The 26,160-nt window shown below is 73.1% G+C and carries 22 protein-coding genes and 1 pseudogene; 16 read left to right on the forward strand and 7 right to left on the reverse strand.

Features of this window, described 5'->3' with window-relative positions:
- Positions 1-62 precede the first annotated feature (62 nt).
- The 3 genes from FB457_RS10975 to FB457_RS10985 are packed head-to-tail and all read left to right on the forward strand — an operon-like array spanning position 63 to position 3,493.
- Positions 63-2,186, forward strand: a complete 2,124-nt coding sequence (locus FB457_RS10975) for a CBM96 family carbohydrate-binding protein (RefSeq protein ID WP_047015420.1) — start codon at positions 63-65, stop codon at positions 2,184-2,186.
- Complete coding sequence (locus tag FB457_RS10980) at positions 2,186-2,644, forward strand: hypothetical protein (protein WP_047015421.1); 459 nt, start codon at positions 2,186-2,188, stop codon at positions 2,642-2,644. The genes FB457_RS10975 and FB457_RS10980 overlap by 1 nt, the downstream gene beginning before the upstream one ends.
- A gap of 9 nt (positions 2,645-2,653) precedes the next feature.
- The gene (locus FB457_RS10985; protein WP_047015422.1) at positions 2,654-3,493 is read left to right on the forward strand and encodes a glycosyltransferase family 2 protein; all 840 of its coding nucleotides are present in this window, start codon (positions 2,654-2,656) and stop codon (positions 3,491-3,493) included.
- Between the two features lie 212 nt (positions 3,494-3,705).
- Here FB457_RS10985 and FB457_RS10990 read toward each other — a convergent pair whose 3' ends face one another.
- Positions 3,706-4,485: an NAD(P)H-dependent oxidoreductase gene (locus tag FB457_RS10990; protein ID WP_047015423.1), complete on the reverse strand. Its 780-nt coding sequence runs from the start codon at positions 4,483-4,485 to the stop codon at positions 3,706-3,708.
- A 139-nt stretch (positions 4,486-4,624) separates the two neighbouring features.
- Between FB457_RS10990 and FB457_RS10995 the strand changes: the two genes are divergently transcribed.
- Both FB457_RS10995 and FB457_RS11000 read left to right on the forward strand, forming a co-directional pair.
- On the forward strand, positions 4,625-5,470 hold the full coding sequence (locus FB457_RS10995; protein WP_047015425.1) for a helix-turn-helix transcriptional regulator: 846 nt from the start codon (positions 4,625-4,627) through the stop codon (positions 5,468-5,470).
- A gap of 307 nt (positions 5,471-5,777) precedes the next feature.
- Positions 5,778-6,155: a RidA family protein gene (locus FB457_RS11000; RefSeq protein WP_047015426.1), complete on the forward strand. Its 378-nt coding sequence runs from the start codon at positions 5,778-5,780 to the stop codon at positions 6,153-6,155.
- 158 nt (positions 6,156-6,313) lie between these two features.
- On the opposite strand, the gene FB457_RS11005 is transcribed toward FB457_RS11000, so the two are convergent.
- Positions 6,314-7,456, reverse strand: coding sequence for a glycosyltransferase (locus FB457_RS11005; RefSeq protein WP_145781686.1), 1,143 nt, complete (start codon positions 7,454-7,456; stop codon positions 6,314-6,316).
- A gap of 141 nt (positions 7,457-7,597) precedes the next feature.
- Here FB457_RS11005 and FB457_RS11010 point away from each other — a divergent pair, with 141 nt between their 5' ends.
- Positions 7,598-9,250, forward strand: coding sequence for a hypothetical protein (locus FB457_RS11010; RefSeq protein ID WP_145781688.1), 1,653 nt, complete (start codon positions 7,598-7,600; stop codon positions 9,248-9,250).
- A gap of 190 nt (positions 9,251-9,440) precedes the next feature.
- On the forward strand, positions 9,441-10,481 hold the full coding sequence (locus FB457_RS11015; RefSeq protein WP_145781807.1) for a small ribosomal subunit Rsm22 family protein: 1,041 nt from the start codon (positions 9,441-9,443) through the stop codon (positions 10,479-10,481).
- A gap of 5 nt (positions 10,482-10,486) precedes the next feature.
- Here the strand turns inward: FB457_RS11015 and ddaH are convergent, their stop codons facing one another.
- The gene (gene ddaH / locus FB457_RS11020; protein WP_047015430.1) at positions 10,487-11,302 is read right to left on the reverse strand and encodes a dimethylargininase; all 816 of its coding nucleotides are present in this window, start codon (positions 11,300-11,302) and stop codon (positions 10,487-10,489) included.
- A gap of 458 nt (positions 11,303-11,760) precedes the next feature.
- Between ddaH and FB457_RS11025 the strand changes: the two genes are divergently transcribed.
- Entirely contained in the window at positions 11,761-12,504 is a 744-nt protein-coding gene (locus FB457_RS11025; protein WP_047015431.1) for a bifunctional DNA primase/polymerase, read from the forward strand.
- 84 nt (positions 12,505-12,588) lie between these two features.
- Here FB457_RS11025 and FB457_RS11030 read toward each other — a convergent pair whose 3' ends face one another.
- Positions 12,589-13,620: an SCO2278 family lipoprotein gene (locus tag FB457_RS11030; protein WP_253911181.1), complete on the reverse strand. Its 1,032-nt coding sequence runs from the start codon at positions 13,618-13,620 to the stop codon at positions 12,589-12,591.
- Between the two features lie 143 nt (positions 13,621-13,763).
- On the opposite strand from FB457_RS11030, the gene FB457_RS11035 reads away from it, so the two are divergent.
- Positions 13,764-14,480 (forward strand): CDP-alcohol phosphatidyltransferase family protein, encoded by a 717-nt coding sequence (locus tag FB457_RS11035; RefSeq protein WP_486588989.1) that lies wholly within the window; start codon positions 13,764-13,766, stop codon positions 14,478-14,480.
- On the opposite strand, the gene FB457_RS11040 is transcribed toward FB457_RS11035, so the two are convergent.
- On the reverse strand, positions 14,440-14,925 hold the full coding sequence (locus FB457_RS11040; RefSeq protein WP_047015433.1) for an FAD synthase family protein: 486 nt from the start codon (positions 14,923-14,925) through the stop codon (positions 14,440-14,442). The genes FB457_RS11035 and FB457_RS11040 overlap by 41 nt on opposite strands.
- Positions 14,926-15,047: 122 nt before the next feature.
- Here FB457_RS11040 and FB457_RS11045 point away from each other — a divergent pair, with 122 nt between their 5' ends.
- From FB457_RS11045 to FB457_RS11055, 3 genes are read left to right on the forward strand one after another with little or no spacing between them, the layout of a single operon-like run.
- The gene (locus tag FB457_RS11045) at positions 15,048-16,406 is read left to right on the forward strand and encodes a glycosyltransferase family 4 protein (protein ID WP_047015434.1); all 1,359 of its coding nucleotides are present in this window, start codon (positions 15,048-15,050) and stop codon (positions 16,404-16,406) included.
- 47 nt (positions 16,407-16,453) lie between these two features.
- A complete protein-coding gene (locus tag FB457_RS11050) occupies positions 16,454-18,133 on the forward strand; it encodes an LPS biosynthesis protein (protein ID WP_047019839.1) in 1,680 nt (559 codons plus the stop codon).
- Complete coding sequence (locus tag FB457_RS11055; RefSeq protein WP_145781690.1) at positions 18,134-19,663, forward strand: MATE family efflux transporter; 1,530 nt, start codon at positions 18,134-18,136, stop codon at positions 19,661-19,663.
- Here the strand turns inward: FB457_RS11055 and FB457_RS11060 are convergent.
- Positions 19,584-21,206: an alkaline phosphatase D family protein gene (locus tag FB457_RS11060; protein ID WP_047015436.1), complete on the reverse strand. Its 1,623-nt coding sequence runs from the start codon at positions 21,204-21,206 to the stop codon at positions 19,584-19,586. The genes FB457_RS11055 and FB457_RS11060 overlap by 80 nt on opposite strands.
- Before the next feature lie 130 nt (positions 21,207-21,336).
- Here FB457_RS11060 and FB457_RS11065 point away from each other — a divergent pair.
- The 3 genes and pseudogenes from FB457_RS11065 to ligD (FB457_RS11075) all read left to right on the forward strand — a co-directional run bounded on the left by FB457_RS11065 (position 21,337) and on the right by ligD (FB457_RS11075) (position 23,843).
- A pseudogene (locus FB457_RS11065) lies at positions 21,337-22,354 on the forward strand (DUF4429 domain-containing protein).
- Between the two features lie 100 nt (positions 22,355-22,454).
- Complete coding sequence (locus tag FB457_RS11070; RefSeq protein ID WP_047015438.1) at positions 22,455-22,811, forward strand: group I truncated hemoglobin; 357 nt, start codon at positions 22,455-22,457, stop codon at positions 22,809-22,811.
- A 27-nt stretch (positions 22,812-22,838) separates the two neighbouring features.
- Positions 22,839-23,843 carry a non-homologous end-joining DNA ligase gene (ligD, locus tag FB457_RS11075; protein WP_047015439.1) on the forward strand — a complete coding sequence of 335 codons (1,005 nt, stop codon included), beginning with the start codon at positions 22,839-22,841 and terminating at the stop codon, positions 23,841-23,843.
- A 381-nt stretch (positions 23,844-24,224) separates the two neighbouring features.
- Here the strand turns inward: ligD (FB457_RS11075) and ligD (FB457_RS11085) are convergent, their stop codons facing one another.
- The gene (ligD, locus tag FB457_RS11085; RefSeq protein ID WP_047015440.1) at positions 24,225-25,148 is read right to left on the reverse strand and encodes a non-homologous end-joining DNA ligase; all 924 of its coding nucleotides are present in this window, start codon (positions 25,146-25,148) and stop codon (positions 24,225-24,227) included.
- 31 nt (positions 25,149-25,179) lie between these two features.
- Here ligD (FB457_RS11085) and ku point away from each other — a divergent pair, with 31 nt between their 5' ends.
- On the forward strand, positions 25,180-26,157 hold the full coding sequence (gene ku, locus FB457_RS11090) for a non-homologous end joining protein Ku (protein WP_047015441.1): 978 nt from the start codon (positions 25,180-25,182) through the stop codon (positions 26,155-26,157).
- The last annotated feature ends 3 nt before the right edge of the window (positions 26,158-26,160 follow it).

Here is a 26,160-nt window from a genome sequence, read left to right on the forward strand (position 1 = left end):
CGGATACTCTCTCCCCGGACTCGCGACGCGCGGCCGCAGGGGACGACGGCCCAGGGGGGCACATGCACAAGCACAGAAGGACGCGGAAGTGGGGGGCGCTCGGCGTCGCCCTCGCGGTGGTGACGGGCACGCTCGTGACGGTCGGCGTCACGTACTCCTCGCCCGAGGCCGAGGCGGTGACGCCGCCGGTGGCGATGACCGCGGACGACCTGTCGACCTGGCAGACCAACGGCGTGGTCTGGTCCATGGCCGAGTCGAACGGCGTGGTCTTCGCCGGCGGTACGTTCTCCGCCATCCGCCCGCCCGGCGCGGCGGCCGGCACCAGCGAGACGAAGGCCGCGAACTTCGCCGCCTTCAACGCGGCGACCGGTGAGCCGACGGACTGCAAGCTCAACTTCACGATCGGCTCCGGCACCGCGACCGTACGCGCGCTGACCGTCTCCCCCGACGGCAAGACGCTCTACGCGGGCGGCGAGTTCGGCACCGTCAACGGCGTCTCGCGCAGCCGCGTCGCGGCCATCGACATCGCGTCGTGCACCGTGAAGACCGGCTTCAACGCCGGCGCCGTCTCCGCCCGGGTCTACGGTCTCGACGCCGCGGCGAGCGGCCGGCTGTACCTGGCGGGCGACTTCAAGACCGTCCGCGGCAAGAGCCGGGTGAAGTTCGCGGCCGTCAACGCGACCACCGGCGCGCTGAACTCCTGGAAGGCCAACGCGGGCCCCGACCGGGCCGGCCGCGTCATCGAGGAGACCCCGAACGGGCAGCACGTGGTGGTCGGCGGCGACTTCAACGGGCTCAACGGCGACGCGAGCGTGCACGGCCTGGCCGTCGTCCGGGCCGACACCGGCGCGACCGTACGGGCCTTCAAGGGCGTGAGCAACAACCAGAACAACCCGTACGAGCTGCACTGGAACTCCCTCGTCAAGGGCATCCACATCGACGGGTCCGGCATCTACACCGCGCACGAGGGCCACGGCGGCGGCGTCTTCGACGGCCGGCTCGCGATGAACCTCAACAGCACCTTCACCCAGCGCTGGCGCGACACCTGCCTGGGCGCCACCCAGGACGTCACCGTCTACAAGGACGTGCTGTACAGCGTCTCGCACGCGCACAACTGCAGCAGCATGGGCCAGTTCCCGGAGCTGAACGAGCGGCAGCACCTGCTCGCCGAGTCCGTGGACAACCCCAAGCCGCTGCTCTCCTGGTTCCCCGACACCGACGACGGCCCGTCCGGCACCGAGCAGATCGGCCCGCGCGTGATGGTCACCTCGTCCAGCGGCGGCAAGGACTACATGTGGGTGGGCGGCGAGTTCACCCGGATCCAGTCCAACGGCAACAAGCTCCAGCAGGGCCTGGTCCGCTTCGCCAACACCCCCGACTCCCGCAAGCCCGTCGCCGGCGCCACCGGCGTGACGGCGGCGAACGTCGACGGCGGCGTGCGGCTGCGCTGGAAGGCCGGCTGGGACCGCGACGACAGCAAGCTGACGTACACGATCTACCGCAACGGCGAGGCGCTGGAGACCAAGCCGACTCTGGACTCCAATTTCTGGACGCTGCCCCAGGGCTCCTTCACCGACAGCACGGTCAAGCCCGGCACGTCGTACAGCTACCAGATCACCGCGAGCGACGCCGTCGGCAACACCACCGCCAAGTCCGCGGCGGTGACGGTGACCACGCCCGGCACGCCGTCCGAGACGACGGTCGAGCGCACCACGACCGCCGACGCCTACGTCAACGGCTCGGCGACGAGCACCAACTACGGCGCGCACAACCAGCTCCTGGTGAGGAAGACCTCCCCGTACCTCAGCTACCTGCGGTTCTCGCTGCCGCAGGCGCCGAGCGGCATGACGCTGAAGTCCGCGAAGCTGACGCTGCGCACGACGAACGACGCCAGCGCGGGCACCCCGGACACCGTCAGCGTGCAGCCGGTCACCGGCGCCTGGTCGGAGTCGGAGGTGACGTACGCGACCCGGCCGGCTCTGTCGTCCACGGTGCTGGGCACGTTCACCGGCGCGACGGAGCTGGACACCGACTACACCGCGTCGCTCTCCGCCGCCCAGCTCAGCGGCTCACTGGGCGACACCCTGGACGTGGCGCTGACCAGCGACGGCACCGACGCCTGGTGGGTGCGGGCGCGCGAGACCTCGTACGCGCCGAAGCTCACGCTGACGTTCGGAGCGGGCTGATGCCGGCCCGTACGACACGGAGGTCCCGGGCGGCGCTCGCGACGGTGGCCGCCGCGGCGGCCGCCGTCCTGGCCCTGGCCGGCTGCAGCGGCGGCGACGACGAGGACGGCGCGGCCGCGAAGCCCCCGGTGTCCCAGCAGGAGGACGACCGCGCCACGAAGGACCCGGGCCCGGCGGACGAGGAGAGGGCCGACGACACCGAGAAGGTGCCGGAGGAGGATCTGGAGCCCGCCGAGGGCGAGTTCTCCGAGAAGGAGAAGACGTATCTGAAGGACCGGGTGCCCGAGGGCGTGGACCCGGCGGCGATCCTGGAGGCGGGCGAGGAAGCCTGCGCCAAGATCGAGAGCGCGGCGGCGACGGACGACGAGCTGGCCCGGGAGGCCATCCGCTCCGGCGACATCGCCCATGCGGAGGACGCGATCCGCACCCTCTGCCCCCAGTACGAAGACCTGCTGTAGGAGTTCGGCTTGAAGAGACTGCCCATCGTCGTCGCGATACCGACCAAGAACGAGGCCGAGAACATCGCGACGACGGTGCGGTCCGTCATCGACCACTTCGAGGCCGTGGTGGTGGTCGACTCGGACAGCACGGACGACACCCGCGCCCTGGCGGCGGACCAGGGCGCCGAGATCGTCCCGTACACCTGGGACGGCAAGTACCCGAAGAAGAAGCAGTGGTGCCTGGACCACGTCCATCCCGAACTGGACTGGATGCTGTTCGTCGACGGCGACGAGACCCCGAGCCCGGAGCTGATCGCCGAACTCCACCGCATCTTCGACCCGGCGGCCGACGGCTCGGTCAAGGTGGCCCCGGCGGCGTTCGACATCCCGCTGGGCTACTGGTTCGCGGGCAAGCGCCTGCGCCACGGCTACACCATCGTCAAACGCGCCCTGATGGACCGCACCCGCGTCCGCTTCCCGGAGCTGGGCGATTTGGAAGCCCCGGGCATGGGCGAGCAGGAGGGCCACTACCAGCCGCTCGCCGACGGCCCGGTGGTCCGGCTGCGCGCCACGATCGAGCACGAGGACCTGGACCCGGTCCGCACGTGGTTCGAGCGGCACAACCGCTACTCGGACTGGGAGGCGTGGCTGGAACTCCACCCGGAGGTCCGCGAGGAGATCCGCCAGGCCAAGACCCGCCAGGGGCAGCTCTTCCACAAGGCCCCGCTGAAGCCCTTGGTGTCGTTCGCGTACGCCTACGTCTGCAAACGCGGCTTCCTCGACGGCCGCGCGGGCCTGGACTACGCCCTGGCGATGAGCTTCTACCGCTGGCAGATCGGCCTCAAGACCCGGGAGAAGAGCGCATAGTACCCACCGTCGACAAGCCGCCGCCGGGCGACGCCTTGAGCCGGATCCGTGGTGCCGGAAGTGCGGGTCGGAGGGCGTGGTACGCGACCCGGTCACGCGGCGGCCCGGCCCATGAGCCGCCCGGAAGTACCGGCCGCGCCGGCGGCCACCGCCGCCGCGGCCTTCGGTGCTGCTCGGTTCGCACCCCGGCTCGCCCTGTCCGCTGCCAGCTGTCAGCCGAGTACGTGCAGCCCGAACCCCGTGCGGCCCGCGGGCTCCAGTCCCTCCTTCAGATGCAGCGAGGGAATCTCGTAGTCGCCGAAGTTCTGCCGCCGGAACGCGATCGGTTCGGTCGACTCCAGGGTGAGCAGGCGCTGTTCCCATGCCTTGGCGACATCCGGGTAGTCCTCGCCGGTCATCCGGTCGGTGCCGTACAGCAGGAACGGCGGCAGCACCTCGATGCCGGGGTAGTAGAGGATGCCGTGCTGTATCGGGAACAGCAGATCGTCGATGGGGCCGTTGATCCCGCGAGCGGCGTAGTGCGACTCCGTGCCGCCTGCGGTCACAGACAGCAGCGCCTTCCGGCCCACGAGGGTGCCCTCGCCGAACCGTTCGCCGTACTTGGTGTCGCTGTGCTCGCCGACGCCGTACGCGAAGTGGTAGGTGAACACCCGGTCCACCCAGCCTTTGAGGATCGCGGGCATCGCGTACCACCACAGCGGGAACTGGAAGATGATCGTGTCGGCCCACAGCAGCTTCTCCTGCTCGGCGAGAACGTCCGGGGTGAGCGTCCCGGCATCGAAGGCCCGGCCCGAGTCCAGGGCGACCTTCAGCGGACGCGAAGCGTCGGGGCCGTAGTCGGCGGCGTCCACGACCGCCTTCCAGTTCATCGCGTACAGATCGCTCACCCGCACCTCGTGCCCGGCGCTCTCCAACGTGGACACCGCCAGATCCTTCAGCGAGCCGTTGAGCGACTTCGGCTCCGGGTGGGCGTAGACGATCAGCGTCTTCATGGGAACTCCTTCGGATCGGATGCCGTCGATCCTGGACGCCGCGGCGCCCGGCGTTCAGGGGCGCCCCTTCCGTCGGACGGGACTTCCTGGGACTGGCAGGACCACCTTCACGGGCACCACCGAGGGCCATACTGGGGGCATGGACGATCTCGCGGGCTTCCTGCGGACCCGGCGCTCCCGGGTCGACCCGGCGGCCGTCGGCATCCCCACCGACAGCCGCCGCCGGGTCGAAGGGCTGCGCCGCGAAGAGGTCGCGCACTTGTCCGGAGTCAGCGTCGACTACTATGTACGTTTGGAGCAGGGCCGCGCGACCCAGCCCTCCGAGCAGGTCCTCGACGCGCTCGCCCGCGTCCTCGGCCTCGAAGAGACCGAACGCGAACACCTCTACCGGCTCGCCCGGCAACGCCGCCGCGCGAAGGCACCGAGCGGGCAGGTCCGGCCGGAGCTGCGCCGCATCCTCGACCTGATCGCCGACGCACCCGCGGTGATCATGGACCACCGCCTGGACGTGCTCGCCGGAAACCGCCTCGCCCGGCTCCTCTACGGCCGGCCGCTGCCGAGCCTGAACACCGCCCGGCACATCTTCCTTGAGGAGGCCGAGCACGGCCTCTACGCAGACTGGGAGACGTGCACCCTCGACGTGGTCGGGCACCTGCGCCTGGCCGCCGGCAAATACCCCGACGACCCCCGACTGGCCTCGCTGATCGGCGAGCTGGCAATGGGCAGCGAGCGCTTCCGCCGCCTCTGGGCCCGCGCGGACGTGCGCGCCCGCGCACATGGACGCAAGGTGTACCGGCACCCGCTGATCGGACTGCTGGAACTGCACCAGGAGAACTTCGCGCTACCGAACGAATCGGGCATGGAGCTGATCGTGCTGTCCGCCGCCCCCAACAGCCCCGCCGAGGACGGGCTGCGCCTGCTCGCGGGCCTGGGCGCGGGCGGCGGTGACGCGCATCCCACAGCGAACGCCCAGGTCCGCGAGTAACCCAGCGACGCTCCCCCACCGTCAGGAACGCCTCAGCGCTGATGGCTTTGCGGTCTCCGGACTACTTTGCGGCCGGTAGCATGTGTTCCTCCGCCTCGTCGGGGCCAGGGCCACAGGGGCGGGTGACACGGCGGTGCTTCCTCGACGGGCACGCGGGGCTGGACTACGCGCTGGCGATGAGCTTCTTCCGCTGGCAGATCGACTCAAGACCCGGGAGAAGAGCGGGTAGTTTGAGGTTCACCTTTCACAGAGTGACCTCGGATCGCTACGGTGAGTAGGGAGAAGGGGGCCCCTGGACCTCTCGGGAGTGACGCCCAAGGACGGCACCACACTGCTCGCCACCGGCAGGCTCGGCGAGCAGATCTCCCTCGACGAAGGACGAAGCCTCGCCGCAGTCGCCGCGACGCGCGCCCTGACCGCAGCCACAGCTGCCGCCGAGCAGGCAGGAACGACCCTGCACTCGGTGGTGTCCATGACCGTGTACGTCGCGGTGACAGCAGACTTCACCCGCATCAGTGAGGTCGCCGACGGCGCCTCCGCCACGCTGGTGAGAGCCTTCGGCCGGGCGTCCCTGCCCACCCGTACCGCCGTCGGTGTCGCCACACTGCCCGGCGGAGCCCCGGTGGAAATCCAGCTCATCGCCACCATCGCGCGGAATCCCCACCCAGATCCCCCATCAGGGTGATCTCCCGAAGCCTCCCCGCAGTCGCCATCCGGGTCGCGGAAGACGAGTAGACACCGCCACCCGCCCCCCGCGGCCGCGCCGCCTGCACCGCCGAACTCCCCCACTGGCAAGGGCGACCTCGCCCCGAGTGACAGTCGGCCGGCCGCCCGCGCGACATCTCAACGGCGCACCTCGTCGTAGACGTCCAGGAGGGTGTCCACCACGCCGTCGATGGCGAACCGGTCGTTGATCAACTGCCAGGCGGCCTTCGATGCCTCCTCGTTGGCCGCCGGGTCCAGGAGTTCCAGTACGGCCTGGCCGACCAGGGGGCCGTTGTCCTGGTCGGCGCGGCTGTCGAGGACGCGGCCCGCGCCGGCCTCCGCGACGTCGGGGCCGAGGCCGCAGGTGCGGGTGATCACGACGGGGACGCCTACGGACATGGCTTCCAGGACCGAGACCGGGAACGGCTCGACCACCGACGGGAGTACGTAGACGTCGGAGCTGCGGTGCTGGGCCAGGACCTCGGCGGGAGCGAGGGAGCCGACGTACGACACCGAGTCCGCCACCCCCAGCTCCGCCGCGAGCCGCATCATCGGCTCGGCCAGCGCGCCGGTGTCGGGTCCTGCGAGGACGAAGCGGGCATCCGGGTACTTCGCCAGCACCACCGGGATCGCCCGGATGAAGTCCTCGGGCCGCTTGCGCTCCTGCACCCGCGCGACGTACACGACCGTGGGCGGCCCCGACGTCCGCGCGGGCCTGCGCTCCTGCGGGAGCACGCCGTTGACGAGGGGGCGCGGCCGGTTCAGGGGCGTGTCCGGGATGACGGCCTGGATCTCGCCGTGCTCGAACTCCGTGAGGTACAGCGTCGCGTCCGCCTTGCGCAGCGCCCGGCGCAGCCCGAGCACGTCGACGGCGCGGGCCACCGGCTTCTCGGTGGGGTCGATCATGCCGTGCGTCTGGAGCACCACGGGCACCCCCGCCTGCTGCGCGATGAGCGCGAACGGCAGCGTGATGAGGTCCCGCATGAGGTGGACGTGCACGACGTCCGCGGAGCGGACGAGGCGGCGGGCGCGGGCCAGCAGCGCCGGCGAGGTGATGCCGCTCACCTCGAACCGCGGCAGCACGTGCTTCGCCTGGTACATGAACGTGGGCACGCCGTCGATGTCGCGGGGCAGCGGGCCCTCGAAGCCGTCGCCGAGGGTGGCGATGCGCGAGTCGACGCCCCGGGCCCGCAGCCCCTTGGACAGGTTGAGGGCGACGCGCGTGGGCCCGCCGAAGTCGTTCGTGGGCGTGTGCAGCGTGACGACATGCAGAACTCTCAAGACGGTCCCCTCCCCGGCACCCCCCGGCACCGTACGTATGTTCCCGGAGCCTACCCGCCGCACAACCCCGGGCCTATTTAGACTGTCTTCGGTTGCGGGACGGCTATACGGGGCGATACGGGGCGGGGGCAGTTCGGGGCGATGGCAGACCAAACGGACGGGCCGCGGCCCGGCGACGGCGCGGACGGCGGTGACGGCGGGGCCCGGGTGCCGCTCGACGAGACCGTGCAGATCCGCATGGCGCCGCTCGCCGCGAAGGCCGCCCGCCGCGCCCGTGCCGCGACCCCGGACCCGGACCCGAGCCCCACCGCCACCGCCACCGCCACCGCCACCCGCGTCCGGCGCCCGTTCACCCCCTTCGTCATCCCCAAGAGCCCCGCCCCCCGCGCCGTCCTCTCCCGCGCGCTGGCCGTCCCGCTCGTCGTCGCGCTCGTCTTCGTCCTCCCCCTGGCCGTCGCCGGCCGCTCCCAGCCCGACGTACGCGACGCGGTGTTCTGGCTCCAGCTCGCCACCACCTGCTACGCGGGCGCCCGCCTCTCCGCGATGGTCCTCGCCACCCGGCGGCGGCTCATCCAGGGCACCGTCTGGCTCTTCTGCTACGTCGCGATGGGGGTCGCGCCGCTGGCGCAGATCGTGCTGGAGCAGACCCCGACCCCGGTCGTCGGCACCCGCGGCGACTTCACGATGGCCGTGGCGCTGGTCCTCGCCGGGTTCGTCGCCTTCGATATCGGCGCGCTGCTGTCGCGGCACGCCTCCGAGGCCCGGCTGAGCCGGCCGCGCCCGGTGGCCTCGGTCAACAAGCGCCGTCTGTACCTGCTGGTGATCTTCGCCTACGCCGGCAGCGCCCTGCTCATCGCGTCCTTCGGCGGCCCCGCGCCGTTCTTCGGCAGCCGCCAGGCGATCAGCGACGAGCTGACCGCGGGCGGCACGTCCGACTCCCAGGTCGGCTCGGCGTTCCTGCGCGGCTTCGGTACGGTGCCCGCGCTGCTGGCGCTGCTGATGATGACGCGCTGGCTGGTGGTGTCCCGGCGGGCCCGGCGGCAGCCGGCCGTGGTGCTGCCGTGGGCGGGGCTCGTCCTGATCAACGCGATCGTCAACAACCCGATCTCCAACCCGCGGTACTGGTTTCTCACCGTCGCCTTCGCGCTGCTCTTCACCGCCTTCCCACGCAGCCCCGTGGTGTACCGGGCGGCGCTCGCGGGGGGCGTGGCGCTGGCGGTGCTGCTGTTCCCGTTCGCGGACAAGTTCCGCTACGACGAGGGCGGGCGGAAGCCGACGCAGTCGGGCTCGGTGCTGGAGCCGCTGGTGATGAAGGACTACGACCAGACGGTGATGTTCGCGAACACCATCTCGTACGTGGACTCCGGCACGGGCCACACGTACGGCAAGCAACTGGCGTCGTCGGCGTTCTTCTTCGTCCCCCGGTCGGTGTGGGAGGACAAGCAGCTCGACTCCGGCGTCAAGGTCGGCACGTGGATGGGGATGACGAACGTCAACCTGTCCTCGCCGCTCTGGACCGAGCTGTGGCTCGACTTCGGGCCGCTGGGCATGGCGGGCGGGCTGCTGCTGGTGGGGTACGCGGCGGCGCGTACGGACCGGAGGTTCGCCGAGTCGGGGCACATGTCGCGGGACCCGGGGAACGTGATGGCGACGGTGGTCCCGCTGATCGCGGGGTACTCGTTCATCCTGCTGCGGGGGCCGCTGCTCCAGGCCACGGGGCGGATCGGGATCGCGGTGCTCTGTCTGGCGCTGGTGACGACGTTCCGGCCGGAGGAGCACAAGCGGCTGCGCTGACCGCCTTCCGGCGGGGGCGGCGGGGGGTGGACCGGGGGCCGGGGTGCCCCGTTCCACCGGCGGGGTCCGGTACCGCGTTCCGGCGGGGTGCGGCGGGCCGTAGGCTCGGGGCGTGGATGTCGAGGATGATCTTCGGGGCGCGCTCGGACGGCAGTTGGCAGGGGCCGGCACGCGGCGGGCGGGAGCGGCCGTGGAGCGGCTCATCGCCGGCTACCGCGGCGATGACCCCGCCCCCGCGCTGCGGGACCGGGACGACGTGGCGGCGTACGCCGCATACCGTATGCCCGCCACGTTCCAGGCCGTGCGGGCCGCCCTGGGCGCGCTGGCCGACGCCGCGCCCGGCTGGACGCCGGACAGCCACCTCGATGTGGGCGGTGGGACCGGCGCCGCCGTCTGGGCGGCGGCCGCCGTCTGGCCGGAAGACGGGCCGCGCCCGACCGTCGTCCTCGATCACGCCGGGCCCGCGCTGGCGCTCGGCCGCGAGCTGGCCGCCGGCGCCGCTGCGCCCGCGGTACGCGCCGCTCAGTGGCGCCGCGAGGCGCTCGGTGCCGCCCGGGCAGGCTCCGGACGGGTCCGGAACCAGCCGGCCGACGGCGCCCGGTACCGGCAGCCGGGCGGCTCGGCACACGACCCAGCGGTCGGCTCGGCAGACGGCACGGCAGGTTCCGCATGGGCACCTGCCGGGCTCGTCACCGTTTCGTACGTGCTCGGGGAGCTGCCCGAGGAGGTCCGGCGCGAGGTCGTCGCGGAAGCGGCCCGCGGCGCACGCGGCGCCGTCGTCGTCGTGGAGCCGGGGACCCCGGACGGCTACCGGCGGGTGCTCGCGGCCCGGCGGCAGCTCGTCGACGCCGGCTACGAGGTGCTGGCGCCGTGCCCGCACAGCGCGCGGTGCCCCATGGAGGGGACCGCCGACTGGTGCCACTTCGCCGCCCGCGTGCAGCGCTCCGCGCTGCACCGCCGGGTCAAGGGCGGCGAGCTGGGGCACGAGGACGAGAAGTTCTCGTACGTGGCGGCGGTACGGGTCCCCGCCGGAGCGCCCGCGCCCGCGCGCGTCGTACGGCATCCGCAGCTCCGCAAGGGTCTGGTGCTGCTGGAGCTGTGCACGGCCGGCGAAGGGCTGGCCCGTACCACCGTGTCCAAGCGGCAGGGCCCCCGCTACCGCGCCGCCCGGGACGTGCGGTGGGGCGGCGCGTGGCCGCCGCCCGGGGACGACGGCCACGACGGGGCGTAGCCGGCTCAGTCGCGCAGCTCCAGCGTGCAGCACTTCACGCTGCCGCCGCCCTTGAGCAGCTCCGTGAGATCCATCGGGACCGGCTCGAAGCCACGCGCCCGCAGCGGCGCGACCAGCCCGGCCGCCGCCTGCGGCAGCAGCACGTGGCGGCCGTCGCTGACGGCGTTGAGGCCGAGCGCGAGCGCGTCCTCCTCCGCCGCGAGCAGCGCGTCGGGGAAGAGCCGGGCGAGGACGTCGCGGCTGCCCGGGGAGAACGCGGCCGGGTAGTACATGACGTCGGTGTCGGTGGAGTCGTCCAGGACGCACAGCGCGGTGTCGAGGTGGTAGAAGCGCGGATCGACCAGGTCGAGGCCGATGACCGGGCGGCCCAGGTACTCCTGCGCCTCGGCGTGCGACTCGGGACTGCTGCGGAAGCCGCGGCCGGCGAGGATCCAGGAGCGGGTGACGGCGAAGTCGCCCTCGCCCTCGTTGACGTGCTCCGGCAGGTGGTAGTCGGCGAAGCCGTGCGCGCGGAACCAGCGGCGCTGGGCGGCGGCCTCGCCGCTGCGCTGCGGGTACGCGAAGCGCGCGCCCAGCACGCGGCCGTCGACGACGAGCGCGCCGTTGGCGGCGAAGACCATGTCCGGCAGGGAGGGGTCGGGCTCCAGCAGCTCGACGGTGTGGCCGAGGGAGCGCTGACGGGTGACCAGATCCTCCCACTGCGCGAGCGCGAGCCGGAGGTCGACGGGTTTGGCGGGGTCCATCCACGGGTTGATGGAGTATGTGACGGCGAAGTGTGCCGGTGGGCACATCAGGTACCGGCGCGCCGAGGCTGTGCGCAACAACGAGGGCTCCTCACTGCTGACGTCCAAGCGCCGGCCCGCGGATCGCGCACGCCGACGCACGTAACCGAATGGTGCCCGGTGAACGGCCGCGCGCGCAGTAGTGCGGCACGGGTGGCCGGGGTCGCGCCGCGGGGCGCGGGGGTGCGGACGAGGAGTTCGGCCCGCCAAAGGCCCATTTAGCGCCATACGCACAGGTGACCGGTGGTCACGTTTTCATCGCGTACGGCGGCGGGCGGGCGGCGGCCCCGTGGCCCGGGATCGGCCGCATCCGCGCAGGTCCGGGCGTACGGGCCGGGCCGCGAGGGGCCGCCGGGGCGGCATCCGGGCCCTGGGTACCTGAGGGCGGTTCGCGGACCGGATGGCATACCGTGGCACAGGGTCGGCCTACGGGCACCCGCTGCGGTGGCAGCATGAGGATCGGGTCCTAGGGACGACGGGCCGAGGTGAGGGGACGTATGGCACGAGTACGCAGGCTTCCGCAGTGGCTTCCCGGCACCCGCCGGGGCCGGACGCGCGGCAGTGCCGCCGCGGCGGAGCGCCTGCAGGCGGCCGCCGCCGAGCGCAGGGAACTGCTGCTCGCCGCCGCCGACGCGGGCCTGCCGCTGGCGCCCGCCGCGTACCCGGAGGGCTACGGCTGTTCCTGCGACCGCATCGGCTGTCCCTCCCCCGGCCGCCATCCCGTCTCCTTCGCCTGGCAGACGCAGGCCAGCGCCGACGCGCAGCGCGTCGAGCGGTGGCTCGCCGCCCAGCCCGAGGCCAACTTCATCACCGCCACGGGCCGCAGCCACGACGTGCTCGACGTGCCGCAGGAGGCGGGCACGCGGGCGCTGGCGCAGTTGGAGGCGGAAGGCGTCGCGGTCGGCCCGGTGGCCGTCAGCCCGGAGCCGCCCGGGCCGGGGCGGATGCTGTTCTTCACCTCCACCCGCGGGACGCCGGAGGACGAGGACGAGTGGTGGCCCTGCGAGCTGGACTGCCGCCCGGAGACCATGGACGAGCACCCGGGGCTGCGCTGGCACTGCCGCGGCAGCTACGTGCTGGTGCCGCCGGCGCGGCTGCCGGGGGACGACGGCGTGACGTGGCTGCGCGGTCCCGAGCATCCGCTACCGGACCCGCTGACGCTGCTGGAGGCGCTGACGGACGCGTGCGCGGCGTACGCGGGCGCGGAGCGGGAACGCGAGGCGGCCTGGCCGCTGAGCTGAGGGCCGGCCGCGCCGTCTGACGGCACGCGCACCGGGCCGGGCCGACGGCCCGTACACGTACGCCGCCCCGCAACTTCTCCCGGCTCAGCTTCCCTCGGCGCCCACGAGCCCTTCCAAGCGGTTGTAGAAAACGATTCCGTCGCCCTTGTCCTCGCGCGGCGGCACCACCGCCGCCTGCTGCGAGACCCGCTCCATCGTCAGCGACTTCTCCGGCGTGCCCTGCCCCTTCATCAGCGGCTCGGCCGCCGCCGGCACCTCGACCTCGCGGCCCTCGGCCACCGTCTGCTTGACGAAGTGCCGGGTGCTGAAGAGCACCAGCGCACCGCCGTCGGCCAGCCGCAGCGCGACCGGCGGGTACTCGGGGGTGGGCTCGTCGACGTACTGCGTGACGTACTCCGGCGTGCGCCGGTACTGATCGCGCGCGCCGACACGCTCGGAGGTGTGCTGCCCGGGCGCGAAGTCGTCGCCCCGGCCGTCCTTCAGATACGCCGCGTACGCCTTGCCCACCTGCCCCGGCGCGACGGTCAGCCCGGCGGAGGCTCCCAGCGGCACACGGCGGACGTGGCCGTCCTCGTCCTCGGCGAACGTGCCGATCTCGGCCTGCTCGGTCTCGTCCAGCAGCGACAGGTGCGTCGCGTGCCAGCCCGCCTCCGGTCCTTCCTTGACGAAGACCAGGAGCCAGCGCAGCTCGTTGCGGTTGGTGAGGGTGTCGGCGACGAACCACCGCGGCCAGCCGCGCTGCTGGGGTATCAGATACCGGGTGTCGCTGAACTCCAGCGGCTCGTAGTCGGGGTTGCCCTCCGGGTAGTCCGCCTTGCGCACCGTCAGGCCCGCCTGGTCGATCTCGCGGAGCCCGCCGGCCTCGATGCGGGAGTTGACCTCGAGGTCGTAGTCCTCGTTGGCCTTGTTGTTCAGCTTCCCGAACCGGTCGAGGACGCGGCCCGCCTCGTCCTTGCTCACGGCGGGCTGGAGCACCTCCTCGCCGTGGACCGTGACGCAGCCCGTGAGCGTCAGCAGCGCGGCCAGCATCGGCACCGCGGCGACGGCCACCCGGAAGCGGCGTATCGGCATGATCTTTTTCTCCGACTCCTGCGCGGGGCCTGGGAACGGCGTCACCTTACCGGTTCCGCGGCCGGTCATCGGATCGGGACCGGATCTGCCGGGGCGGGCGTTCCGGCGGGCAGTGATTCGGCTCTCATTCGCCTCCGGCAGGCCAAAACCCTTTCCCGGGACGGGTCCGAGCGATCATCATGCTGCGCATGACATTCGGGGCAGCACTGAGCGAGTTGCGCAATGCTCAGAAAACGGCGAAGGGCGTCTCTCTCTACTCGCGCCGCGTCAACCGGCCGCTGGGGCGGGTGTTCGCGGCGGGGGCGTACGTCCTCGGGCTGCGGCCGAACCATGTGACGCTGCTCAGCGCGGCGTTCACCGGCGGCGGGATCGCCGCCGTCGCGCTGGTGCGCCCCGGCTGGGGCCTGGCCCTCGCGGTGTACGCGCTACTCGTGGTCGGCTTCGCCCTCGACTCTGCCGACGGCCAGTTGGCGCGGCTGCGCCGGGAGTCGAGCGCGGCCGGCGAGTGGCTCGACCACGTCGTCGACTGCGCGAAGGTCACGGCCGTGCACGCCGCCGTCCTCGTCTCGTTCTACCGGTTCTTCGACCTCTCGTCGGACGCCTGGCTGCTGCTGCCGCTCGGCTTCCAGCTCGCGGCCGTGCTGATCTTCTGCGGCGGGCTGCTGGCCGACAAGCTCAAGCCGAAGCCCGCCCCGGGCGCCGCCCCCGCGCCCGCCCCGCCGCCCTCGCGACTGCGCGCGGTGGCGCTGCTGCCGGTGGACTACGGGGTTTTCTGCGTGGTGTTCCTGCTGCTGGGCAGCGAGAGCGCCTTTCTCGCGGGTTATACGGCGCTGGCCTTGGCGGCGGCGCTGTTCCTGATCGCGTTTATGGCGAAATGGTTCCGGGAGCTGTCTGCGACGAGCTGACGGGGGCCTCGCCGCGCGGGCGGCGGTCCGCGAGCGCGTCGAGTGCGCGGCGCAGTTGGGTGCTCGACGTGTGCACGGTGTACGGGAAATAGACCACTTCCACGCCCACCGTCCTGAAGTCGGCCTCCAGCTTCTCCCCCTTGGGCGTGCCCCGCCAGTCGTCGCCCTTGAAGATCACATCGAACCGGACCTGCTGCCAGGTCTCCAGCTTGTCGGGCACGGTCTCGACGAATGCGGCGTCCACGTGCCGGATGCTGCGTACGATCTCCAGCCGCTCGACCAGCGGCACGACCGGGGCCCGGCCCTTCGCCAACTGCGCCATCTCGTCGGAGACCACGCCCGCGACGAGATAGTCGCAGCGGCTGCGGGCATGCCTGAGGATGTTCAGGTGTCCGACGTGAAAGAGGTCGTAGACCCCAGGTGCATAGCCGACCGTGTGCGCCACGGCACCCCCCAAGTATTCCCCCTGATATGTGCGCAACCCCCAGCGCGCCAGGAGTGTCAACCATAACGGGCAGGTGCGGATAAGGTGCAACCCGGGCTTCGGGAAGGCAAACGAGGGATGGCATGGTGACGCGAGTACTGCTGGTTTCGACCAACTATGCGCCGGAACAGGCAGGAATCGGGCCATATGCGACACAGATCGCGGAGCACTGGGTCGGGACCGGTCACGCCGAGGTGCATGTGCTGGCCGGCATGCCGCACTACCCGAACTGGCGCGTCGCCGAGGACTACCGCGGTGTCTGGCGCAAGGAGGAGGAGCGGGCCGGCGTCCGCCTGCACCGCCGCCGCCACTCCGTACCCGCGCGGCAGACCGCCGTACGGCGCGCGCTCTACGAGGCGTCGATCCTCGCCCACGGCATCGCCGCGCCGCCCCGCATGCCCGCACCCGACGCGGTCGTCGCGCAGTTGCCGAGCCTGGCCGGGGGCGCGCTCGGCGCCCGCCTCGCCCGCCGCCACGGGGTGCCGTACATACCCGTCGTACAGGACCTGATGGGCGCAGCGGCGGCGCAGAGCGGCATCCGCGGCGGGGGCCGCGCGGCCGCGGCCGCGCGCGCGGTGGAGTCCCGGGTGCTGCGGCGGGCGGCGCTGGTCGGGGTGATCCACGAGACGTTCGTGCCGCGGGTGGCCGCGATGGGCGTCGACGAGAAGCGGATACGCGTCGTCCCCAACTGGTCCCACGTGACCGGGCCCACCCGGCCGCGCGCCGAGATGCGCGCCCGGCTGGGGTGGCGCGAGGGCCAGACGGTGCTGCTGCACTCCGGGAACATGGGGCTGAAGCAGGGCCTGGACGTGCTCGTCGAGGCGGCCCGTACGGCCCCGTCGCTGCGGGTCGTGCTGATGGGCGACGGCAACCAGCGCGCGCACCTGGCCGCGCTGGGCGCGGGGCTGCCGAACCTGGACTTCCTGCCGCCCGCCGACTCCGCCGACTTCACCGACGTGCTGGCCGCGGCGGACGTGCTGGCGGTCACGCAGCGCTCGTCGGTGCTGGACATGAGCGTGCCGTCGAAGCTCACCTCGTACTTCGCCGCCGGACGGCCCGTGGTCGCCTCGGTCGCCGACGGCGGGGGCACGGCGGAGGAGATGCGGCGCGCGGGCGCGGGGGTCGTGGTGCCGCCGGAGGACCCGGCGGCGCTGCTGGAGGCGGTGCGTTCGCTGGCCGCGGAGCCGGAGGCGGCCGACGCGCTGGGGGCCAAGGGGCCGGTGTACGTGCGGGAGCACCTGAGCAGCGAGGCGGGTCTGGGCCGGATCACGGCGCTGCTGGACGAGGCCCTGGAGAGGGCTCGGGCCGGGGCGTCTGGCGGGGCCGGAGACGGGGCGGCGGACGGGGCGGCGGTTGTCCACAACCGGCCGGTTATCCACAGGCGGAAGGCGGCCGGGGAGTCGGCCGGGGAGGCCGTCGCGCATACTGACAAGACCGGTTGAGGGGGGCCGAGACCATGTCACAGCACGTTCCCGGCGAGAGCCACGGCATGCAGCCGCAGGACGAGCCCGACCTGCTGCGCGACCAGTTCCGGCAACTGCTGCGGTACCGCGGGATGATCGTCCTGGGCGTCGTCCTCGGGCTGCTGGGCGGCGGGTGGATCGCCCTCGCCTCCGGCGACGAGTACATCGCGTCCAGCGAGGTCACGCTCCGCCAGGTCAGCCTCGACCCCTTCTCCTCCGGCAGCGACGCGACGGCCATCAAGGAGAACATCGGCACCGAGCGGCAGACCGCCGCGAGCAACGCGGTCGCCAGGATCGTCGCCGACGAGGTGGACCACCCCGAGGACGGCGAGAAGCTCCAGCACGGCCTCCAGGTCACCAACCCGCCGAACACGCTGGTGCTCCGCTTCGACTACAGCGCCGACGACCCCGAGACCGCCGCCGAGCGCTCCAACGCCTTCGCCGCCGCCTACCTCGCGTACCGCGAGGACAAGAGCAAGCGGACGATCGACAACATGGTCGAAGCCTATGACGACCAGGTCAAACCGCTGATCGCGGAGCGGGACGCGCTCGACAGCGAGATCGAGTCGCTCGGCGAGGGCCGCGCGCTGGAGTCGGCGCTGTCCGCGCGCTCCTCGCTCAGCCAGAGCATCGGCCAGATCACCGCCGACCGCGCCAAGCTCCAGGCCCTGGACACCACCCCGGGGCACGTCGTGCGGGACGCCACGCCGCCCGCCGAGCCGGCGGGGCCGGGGATCTTCATGCTGCTGGGCCTCGGCGCCGCGTTCGGCGTGGGCCTCGGGCTGCTCGTCGCCTGGGTGCGGCTGGTCTTCGACCCCACGGCCCGCTCGGAGAGCGATGTCGTACGGGCGCTGCACGCCCCGGTGCTGGGCACCCTGCCGCGCACCCGCAGACCCGGCGGGCTGCTGGCCACCGGCCGGGTCGCCGAGGAGTACCGCTCGATGGCCTTCCGGCTCGCGTACGACCAGCGGTTCGCCGACCGGCGGCGGCTGCTGGTGGTCGCGCCGCGGGGCAGCATAGACATCCCCGCCGCGGTCTCGGTGAACCTGGCCGCGTCGTTCGTGGAGATGGGGCACGAGGTGCTGCTCGTCGAGGCGGACCTGCGCACGCCGAGCCTGTCGGCGCGGCTCAGTGCCGCCGACGGGGTGCGGCCCGGCTGGGCCCGTACGCCGGCGCGCGGTGACGGCGGCTGGCCGACGGGCCTGCAGATACCGATCGACGCCGGCGAGTCCGGCGCCTTCGACCTCATCCCCGGCACCCGGGTGCGCAACGCCGCGCGGGCCCTGACGTCCGCCCCGGCCACGCAGTTGATCTCGGAGGCGGACGCCCCGGGCTCCGTCGTGGTGGTGCTGGCTCCGGCCGTGCTGTCGTACGCGGACGCGCTGGCGCTCGCCGACCGGGTCGACGGCGTGCTCGTCGTCTGCGACCCGCGGCAGGTGCACCGCGAGGATCTGGCGCGCATCCGCGAGCTGATATCGGGCGCGGGGGGCACGGTGCTCGGCGCGGTGCTGCACTCGCACGGCAGCGGCGAGCCCGACGCGGGCGGGCGCGGCCGGTCCGGCAGAGGCGCGGTCCGCGGCGGTGCCCGGGGCGACGGGCGCGGCGGCGAGGCCGGTGCGGGCGCGGGGGTGCCGGCGCCGCCGGCCGAGGCCACGGGGGCGGACTACCCGGCCGACAGCCGGGCCGTGCGCTCCTCGCGGCGGTAGATGCGCGCCCGCTGGGCGATCGCCTCCTCCGTCGCCGACCAGGGCGTGGCGGCGCTGACGAACATCGCGGTGCTGGTGGTCGCGGCGCGGGAGTCGTCGGCGGAGGGGTTCGCGGTCTTCTCCCTCGTCTACATGACGTTCACCGTCGTGCTGGGCGTGCAGAGCAGCTTCGTGGGCCAGGCGCTGGTGCTGGAGCGCGACGGCGGCAAGAACGGCCGGGCGGGCGCGGGCGGTTCCGGCGTGGGGCCCGAGGGGGCCGGCGCCACCCAGGACGGGCCGGTCATCCCGTCCTGGGCGGAGCCCGACCCCGACACGCCGCGCCCGCCGCCCACCGGCGTCGCGTCCGCGTGCCGTTCCGCGGTGACGTTCTCGGCGCTGTCGTCCACCGCGGTCGGCGGCACGGCGGCGCTGCTGCTCGCGCTGGTGCCCGGCGAGCTGGCGCACGGTCTTGCCATGCTCGGCGTGGTGCTGCCCGTCGTGCTCCTCCACGACGTGCTGCGGTACTGCTTCGCCGCGCTCCGGCTGCCGCACCACGCGCTCCTCGCCGACCTGCTGCGGCTCGTCGTCGCCGTCCCGGCGCTCGTGCTGCAGCCGGACGGCTCGTCCCCGGCCCGGCTCATCGCCGTGTGGGGCGCGTCCGCGCTGCCCGCGCTGCTGCTCTGCCTGGCGCTGGCCGGGTACCGGCTCCGCGGCGCCCGCGGGGACTGGCGGCGCTACCTGCGCCGGGGGCACCTGGGCCGCCGGTTCGTGGTCGAGTTCGCGGTGGGCAACGGCGCGACCCAGTTGTCGGTCATCGGCCTCGGGCTCGTCGCCAGCCAGCTCGCGGTCGGCGCGCTGCGCGGCGCGACGACGCTCTACGGGCCGATGAACGTCCTCTACAACTCGGCGACTTCCTTCGGCCCGCCGGTGATGAACCGGATCCCGAACCTGCGCGGCAAGCTCCGCTCCGCCGCCGCCCTCGCCGTCCTGCTCGCCGGCACCGCCGCCGCCTGGACGACGGTGCTCGTCCTGCTGCCCGACTCCGCGGGACGCCAACTCCTCGGCGACACCTGGGCGTCGACGTCCTCGCTGCTGCCCGCGACCGGCAGCCAGTACGCGGGCATAGCGCTGGGCACCAGCGCGCTGCTCACGCTGCGCGTGCTGCGGCCGGAGAGCACGCTGCCGATCCAGGTCGTCTTCTCCCTGCTCTCGGTCGGCTGCATGCTCACCGGCTACGCCGCCGGGGGCGTGCTCGGCGCGGCCTGGGGCCTGTGCGCCGGCTCCGCGCTGAAGGCCGCGGCCCTGTGGCTCAGGGTCGCGGCCGTCAGCCGCTCGCTCGCCGCCACCGGCCCCGGCGGTGCGGGCGGTTCGGGCGACGCGGGTGGTTCGGGAGGTCCGGGCGGCACCGCCGGGCCGGGCGGCGGTGCCGGGTCCGCTCACGCGGGCGGCCACGCGCCCGTCGGCGGGACCGTCACACCCGGTGCAGTCCCGGCCGCCCGGCCTCGATCGCATAGGAAGCCGCGGTCGCGACCGGGGCGCCTTCGGTGGTGATGTACGGCACGACGCGGAAGTCCGCGCGGCACTGCTCGCGGTCCAGCGCGACGGTCACGTAGCCGCGGCGGCCGTCGTAGAACCGCAGGTGCGGGTTGGCCTGGGTGAGCCGGTCGTAACTCGCGGGCCGCTCGGCGCCGTTGCCGCCGCTGCTGATGGAGGTGGCGACGATCTCGCTGGCGACGGCGGGCGCGGCCGGGTCGGCGTAGTCGCGCTTGACGTCCATCGCGTAGTGCACGTGCACGTCGCCCGTGAGGACGACGAGGTTCTCCACCCCCGCCGCCTCGGCCGCGTCCAGGAACCGGGTGCGGGCGGCGGTGTAGCCGTCCCAGGCGTCCATGCTCACGGTGTACTCCCCGATCGGCTCGCTGCGCCGCTCGGCGAGTACGACCTGCTGCGGCACGACGTTCCACCGCGCGCGCGAGTCGCGCCAGCCGTCCGCGAGCCAGTGCTCCTGCCGCTCGCCGAGCATCGTGCGCGCCGGGTCGTCCGCGTCGCCCCCCGGCCGCGCCCAGGCGCCGCCGTACGCCTGGTCGCTGCGGTACTGCCGGCCGTCGAGGACGTCGAACTGCGCCAGCGTGCCGTAGTGCAGCCGCCGGTACAGCCGCAGGTCGGCGCCGCGCGGGCGCTGCGGCCTGCGGAGCGGCTGGTTCTCCCAGTACGCCCGGTAGGCGGCGGCCCGGCGGACGAGGAACTCGTCGGGCGGCAGGTTGTCCTGGGAGATGGCGCCCGCGTAGTTGTTCTCGACCTCGTGGTCGTCCCACGTGAGGATCCAGGGGTGGGCGGCCTGGGCGGCGCGCAGGTCGGCGTCGCTGCGGTAGAGCGCGTACCGCAGCCGGTAGTCCTCCAGCGTGACCGTCTCATGGTTGAAGACGGCGGGGAGGGTGCCCGCGGGGTAGGCGCGGCTGCCGCCGGTGGAGGCGACGGCACCCTCGTAGATCCAGTCGCCGAGGTGGAAGACGGCGTCGAGGTCCTCGTTCGCGAGGTGCTTGAAGGCGGTGTAGTAGCCGCCGGGGTAGTTCTGGCAGGCGACCACGCCGAAGCGCATGGCCGAGTTGCGCGCGTGCTGCGGGGGCGCGGTGCTCGTACGGCCGACGGGGCTGATCCAGGGGCCGAGCCGGAAGCGGTAGTAGTACGGGCGCCCGGGCGCGAGTCCGTCGACCTCGGCGTGCACGGTGTGGTGGAACTCGGGGTGGGCGAGCTCCCGTCCGCGCCGGACGACACGGCGGAAGCCCTCGTCGTGGGCGATCTCCCAGTCGACCGGGAAGGGGGCCGGCGGCATCCCGCCGTCGGGTTCGAACGCCGCGGGCGCGAGCCGGGTCCACAGCACCACGCCGTCGGGGGCCGGGTCGCCGGAGGCGACGCCGAGGGTGAAGGGCTCCTGGCGTATCGTCCCCGGGTCCGCCGGCTCGTCCGCGTGGGCCTGCGGCAGACCCACGGAGAAGGCGAGCGCGGCGGCGGCACCGGTGACGGTGAGGAAGCGGCGGCGGCTCACGTGTGCCGCGGCGGCACGCAGGGCGTCTTGCGGGTGGGGAGGCGTCATGCGCGGTATTGCAATTGCCGGGAGCAACCGCTGTCCATACCCGGTGCGTCGGCAAGGTGACAGGGCGTTGACGTCTAGAGCGGATTCCAGGCGAACTGACGTTCACGTGAGCGCGCCATAGACTCACGGCATGGCCGAGGTGATCGCGAAGGACGGTAGCTGGGTTCGACGGCGAGATCATACGGATCATCCCGGGCCGCGATCGGGGGGTGCACAAGCTGCGGCAGTTGCTCGGCGAGGTCGCCGTGCCGCTGCCGGCGGTGGCGGGGATCGCGTACGAACCCGGGCGCAAGGGCGGGGTGTTGCGGCTGCGGCTGCGCGACGGCGCGTGCCCGCTGCTGCGGGCCGCGGGCGGCCGGCTGCCGGAGGCGGCGAGCCCGTACCTGCTGCGGCCGGAGCGCGACCGCGGCGGGGTGGCGGAGTACTTCGCCGAAGAGGTGCGCAGGGCGCTGCTGTTGGACCAGGTGCCGGACGGCCCCGTCGACCGCTATCTGCTGCCGGGCCCCGCGGTGCCGCTGACCGTGTCCGGCATGGACGGCAACGCGACGTTCGACGGCGAGCAGATCCGGGTGGAGTGGAAGGGCCTGGTCGAGGAGGTCAAGAAGGCCACCGGGAACAGGACGCTCCGGCTCGCCGACCTGGCGGCCGCGGAGTGGATACCGGCCGCGGGCATGGGGATGGGCGGCCTGCGGTTCCGGCCGCACGGGGCGGTGGTCTTCCTCGCCGTGGACAAGGACCCGCACACGCTGGCGCTGTGGGGGACGAAGAGAGAGCTGGGCGAGGCGGTGCTGCTGGCGGCGGCGGTGACCGTACGCCTGCCGCACCCCCACCCGCCGGCGGACGCGGCCGGCGGCGGGTCGGGGCAGGTGACCGCGGCGCTGCCCGCGGCCGGAGAGGAGCCGGCGGACGCGGTGCCACCGGAGTTCCGCAAGGAGCCGCCCGCGGCGTCCGCGGAGGCGTCGGCGGACCCGGCCGAAGCGGCGGCGGCGCCGGCGAGTTCGGAGGCCGCGGTCCCGGGCGACGACCACGACGCGGTGCTGCGCCGGCTGCGCGAGCTGGGCGAGTTGCACGCCGCCGGGGTGCTGACGGACGAGGAGTTCGCAGCCGCAAAGCGGGCGATCCTGCAGCGCATGGGCGGAAACGGCTGACAACGCGCGTCACCTGGCGTGCGGTTGGCGAAAACTTGGGCCGGAATTAAACGTTCTACGCTCTTCACCCCAGCCCCACAGGCCCCAATAATCAGGCCCCATGACTATTTACGACTCGATCGGCGGGGAGACGGCGGTCGCGACCGCCGTGGACAACTTCTACGACCGAGTGCTCGACGACCCGGAGCTGAAGCCGTTCTTCGACGGCATCGACGTCCAGCGCCTCAAGCGCCACCAGCGCGCCTTCATCGGCGCCGCCCTCGGCGGCCCCGGCGGCTACAACGGCCGCGGCATGCGGAAGGCCCACGAGGGGCTCGGCATCACGCCGGCCCACTTCGAGCGGGTGGTCGACCATCTGACGGCCACGCTCGTCGGCCTCGGCGTTCCGGACGAGACCGTGAAGACCATCGGCGCCACCCTGGAGCCGCTGCGCGCGGACATCGCCCAGGAGGCGTAGCGCAGGCCCGGAACTTACTCTGCCCGCATGACCGACCCCGGCGGGCTGCCGCACGTCCCGCCCATGCTGGCGGTCTCCGGCAGCCTGCCGACGGCCGCCGCGGACCCCTCGTGGGCGTACGAGCTGAAGTGGGACGGCATCCGCGCCGTCGCGTACGCCCCGGGCGACGGCTCGCTCACGCTGCGCACCCGCAACGACAACGACGTCACCGTCCGCTACCCCGAGCTGGCCCCGCTCGGCGAGGCCCTCGCCGCCGCCGGGCACGCCTGCGTGCTCGACGGCGAGATCGTCGCGCTGGGCGCCGACGGCCGCCCCTCCTTCGGCGCGCTCCAGCGCCGCATGAACCTCACCCGCGGCGCCGTCATCGCCCGCCTCGCGACCGAGGTGCCGGTCGACTACATGGCGTTCGACGTGCTGTACCTCGACGGCGAGTCCACCCTGCGCCTCCCGTACCGCGCACGCCGCGCGCTCCTCACGGACCTGCGCGTCGAAGGACCGCACTGGCGCACGCCCCCGCACTGGGAGGGCCACGGCACCGAGGCGTGGGAGATGACCAGGCGGTACGGGCTGGAGGGGCTGCTCGCGAAGCGGCTGGAGTCGCCGTATCTGCCGGGGCGGCGCAGCGGTCTCTGGCTGAAGATCAAGAACGTCCGCACCCAGGAGGTCGTCGTCGGGGGCTGGACGGAGGGCGCGGGCAGCAGGTCGGACGCGGTCGGCGGGTTGCTGATGGGTGTCTGGACGGAGGCCGGCGAGCTGGCCTACGCGGGGACGGTGGGCAGCGGCTTCTCCCGGCACGCGCTGGAGGTGCTGCGGGAGCGGCTGGCGGGGCTGGCCCGGGACACGAGCCCGTTCTCCGGCCCGGTCGCGGACCGGCACGTGCGGGCGGGCGGCGCGGTGCACTGGGTGGAGCCGGAACTGGTGGGGGAGGTCACGTACGGGGAGTGGACGGCGACGGGCGTCCTGCGGCATCCGGTGTGGCGGGGGCTGCGGCCGGACAAGGGCCCGGAGGAGGCGCGGCGGCCGGAGGCGTAGCGGGTGCCCGTACGCGTGGGGCGGCCCTCGTCCGCGTACGGGCCGGGCAGCCGAACGCCCCGAGCCTGCGGGGCCGCCGCGTGCCCGGCGCCCCGAGCACGCCGGGCACGCGGCGGGGGCGCGTCCCGCGCCGCCGAGGGGACGGCCGCGCGGGACGCGCCCGCGGCCGGCGGCAGGGATCGTTCGCTGCCCGCGGTTCCGGCGCGCACCGCGCGGCTCGACCCCGCGAAGCATCCTGCTCCTCTGCGGCTTGGCGTCGTTGTGCGCCGCCACCGAGGACTGCCGCCGGGCTTCCCCGCCGCGCTCGTTCCTGGCGTTCATCGCCTCCTGAACGCGGCGTTCCCGCCCTGCCGGTGCACTCTCCACTGTCCCACGAATGGACTAATCAGTCATATCCGGCAGGTCGAAGTGGTCGTCGAGCAGCGGCGCCAGCAGGTCACCGTGCGTGGCGATGCGCTCCGTCACGTCACCGGGAAGGAAGACCAGCTCGTCCGGATCCGCACATGCCTCCACTTCGTCCCAGGTCAGCGGGGTGGAGACGGTCGGCCGGGCCTGGGCGCGCAGCACGTACGGGGCGACGGTGGTCTTCGCCCGCGAGTTCTGGCTCCAGTCGACGAAGACCTTCCGCGGGCGCAGTTTCCGCGCCATCCGGTGCAGGATCAGCTCCGGATGTTCCTTCTCGAGACGCCGGGCCAGGGATTTCGCGTACGCGCTGGTGGCCTCGGCGGAGGCGGGGGCGAGGGGCACGTACAGGTGCAGGCCCTTGGAGCCGGAGGTCTTCGGCCAGGCGTCGAGCCCGTCGGCGCGCAGTGCCTCGCGCACCAGAAGCGCGGCCCGGCAGCACTCGACGACGGTGGCGGGGGCGCCGGGGTCGAGGTCGAAGACGATCCGGTCGGCGAGCCGTTCGTCCGCCCTCACCGGGGCCGCCGGCGCCGCGCCGGGATCCACCGCCTTCCACTGCGGCACGTGCAGCTCCAGCGCGGCGAGGTTCGCCGCCCAGAGCAGCGTCGGCAGGTCCTGGACCAGCACGTGGTGCACGGTGCTCCGGGTCAGCTCGACATCCGCGACGCTCACCCATTCAGGCGTGCCCGCGGGGGCGTTCTTGGCGAAGAACCGCTCCCCGTCCACGCCGTCCGGGAAGCGCAGGAAGGAGGCGGCCCGGTCGCGCACGTGCGGCAGGAGGACGTCGGCGACTTGGGCGTAGTAGTGCAGCGCCTCGCCCTTGGTGAAGCCGTACTCGGGCCACAGCACCTTGTCGAGGTTGCTGAGCTTCAGGCGGCGTCCTTCGACCTCGGTGACCGGCATATGCTGAACCTCCGGGAGAGAGGACATATGGATGAAATCTATATGGAAGGGTGCGATCTCCTTCGGGTTGGTCAGCATTCCGGTCCAGCTCTACTCCGCCACCGAGGAGCGCGGCGTGTCCTTCCGGCAGGTGCACGCGGCGGACGGCGGCCGGATCCGCTACCGGCGGTTCTGCGAGCTGGAGGACCGCGAGGTGCAGTACGCGGAGATCACCAGGGCGTACGAGACGGAGGACGGCGAACTCGTCGTGCTCACCCCCGAGGACCTCGCCGAGTTGCCGCTGCCCAGCAAGAAGATCATCGACGTGGTGGGTTTCGAGGAGGTCGGCTACTTCGACCCCATTCAGTTCTCCCGCGCGTACTACGTCAAGGCCGCCGACGCCGCGGCCGCCAAGCCGTACGTCCTGCTCCGCGAGGCGCTGAAGCGCTCGGGGCGGGTGGCGGTGGTCAAGGTGGCGCTCCGCAACCGGGAGGCGCCCGCGCTCGTACGGGTGCTGGCGGAGGAGGACGTGCTCGTCCTGCACACGATGCTCTGGCCCGACGAGGTGCGCTCGGCGCAGGCGGTGGCGCCGGACGAGAAGGTGACCGTGCGCCGGCAGGAGCTGGACATGGTCGACTCGCTGATGGACGCGCTGGGCGGCTACGACCCGGAGGAGTTCACGGACGAGTACCGCGAGGCGGTCGAGGCGCTGGTGGCGAGCAAGGAGGGGATCGCACCGCTGCCGAAGGAGGCGGCGGCCGGCGAGGAGCGGGGGCAGGTGATCGACCTGATGTCGGCGCTGGAGGCGAGCGTCCAGGCGGCGAAGGACAAGCGCGGGGGGACGGCGGCACCGCGGAAGAAGGCGGCGGCGAAGAAGGCGACGGGAAAGAAGACGGCCGCGAAGAAGGCGACGGGGAAGACGGCGGGGACGAAGAAGGCGGCGGCGAAGAAGACCGGCACGGCGGGGAAGAAGACGGCGGCGAAGAAGACGGCCAAGAAGACGACGAAGAAGCCGGGCAAGGCAGCCTGACGG

The sequence above is a fragment of the Streptomyces sp. CNZ287 genome, from assembly GCF_007827615.1.

What these genes read in the sequence shown, in the direction of transcription:
- ku (WP_047015441.1), top strand. Translation starts at nt 25,180, where the DNA reads ATGAAATCTATATGGAAGGGTGCGATCTCCTTCGGGTTGGTCAGCATT.
- FB457_RS11070 (WP_047015438.1), top strand. Translation starts at nt 22,455, where the DNA reads ATGACTATTTACGACTCGATCGGCGGGGAGACGGCGGTCGCGACCGCC.
- FB457_RS10995 (WP_047015425.1), top strand. Translation starts at nt 4,625, where the DNA reads ATGGACGATCTCGCGGGCTTCCTGCGGACCCGGCGCTCCCGGGTCGAC.
- ligD (WP_047015440.1), bottom strand. Translation starts at nt 25,148, where the DNA reads ATGCCGGTCACCGAGGTCGAAGGACGCCGCCTGAAGCTCAGCAACCTC.
- FB457_RS11010 (WP_145781688.1), top strand. Translation starts at nt 7,598, where the DNA reads ATGGCAGACCAAACGGACGGGCCGCGGCCCGGCGACGGCGCGGACGGC.
- FB457_RS10990 (WP_047015423.1), bottom strand. Translation starts at nt 4,485, where the DNA reads ATGAAGACGCTGATCGTCTACGCCCACCCGGAGCCGAAGTCGCTCAAC.
- FB457_RS11060 (WP_047015436.1), bottom strand. Translation starts at nt 21,206, where the DNA reads ATGACGCCTCCCCACCCGCAAGACGCCCTGCGTGCCGCCGCGGCACAC.
- FB457_RS10980 (WP_047015421.1), top strand. Translation starts at nt 2,186, where the DNA reads ATGCCGGCCCGTACGACACGGAGGTCCCGGGCGGCGCTCGCGACGGTG.
- FB457_RS10975 (WP_047015420.1), top strand. Translation starts at nt 63, where the DNA reads ATGCACAAGCACAGAAGGACGCGGAAGTGGGGGGCGCTCGGCGTCGCC.
- FB457_RS11050 (WP_047019839.1), top strand. Translation starts at nt 16,454, where the DNA reads ATGCAGCCGCAGGACGAGCCCGACCTGCTGCGCGACCAGTTCCGGCAA.
- FB457_RS11055 (WP_145781690.1), top strand. Translation starts at nt 18,134, where the DNA reads ATGCGCGCCCGCTGGGCGATCGCCTCCTCCGTCGCCGACCAGGGCGTG.
- FB457_RS11045 (WP_047015434.1), top strand. Translation starts at nt 15,048, where the DNA reads ATGGTGACGCGAGTACTGCTGGTTTCGACCAACTATGCGCCGGAACAG.
- FB457_RS11035 (WP_486588989.1), top strand. Translation starts at nt 13,764, where the DNA reads ATGACATTCGGGGCAGCACTGAGCGAGTTGCGCAATGCTCAGAAAACG.
- FB457_RS11025 (WP_047015431.1), top strand. Translation starts at nt 11,761, where the DNA reads ATGGCACGAGTACGCAGGCTTCCGCAGTGGCTTCCCGGCACCCGCCGG.
- ligD (WP_047015439.1), top strand. Translation starts at nt 22,839, where the DNA reads ATGACCGACCCCGGCGGGCTGCCGCACGTCCCGCCCATGCTGGCGGTC.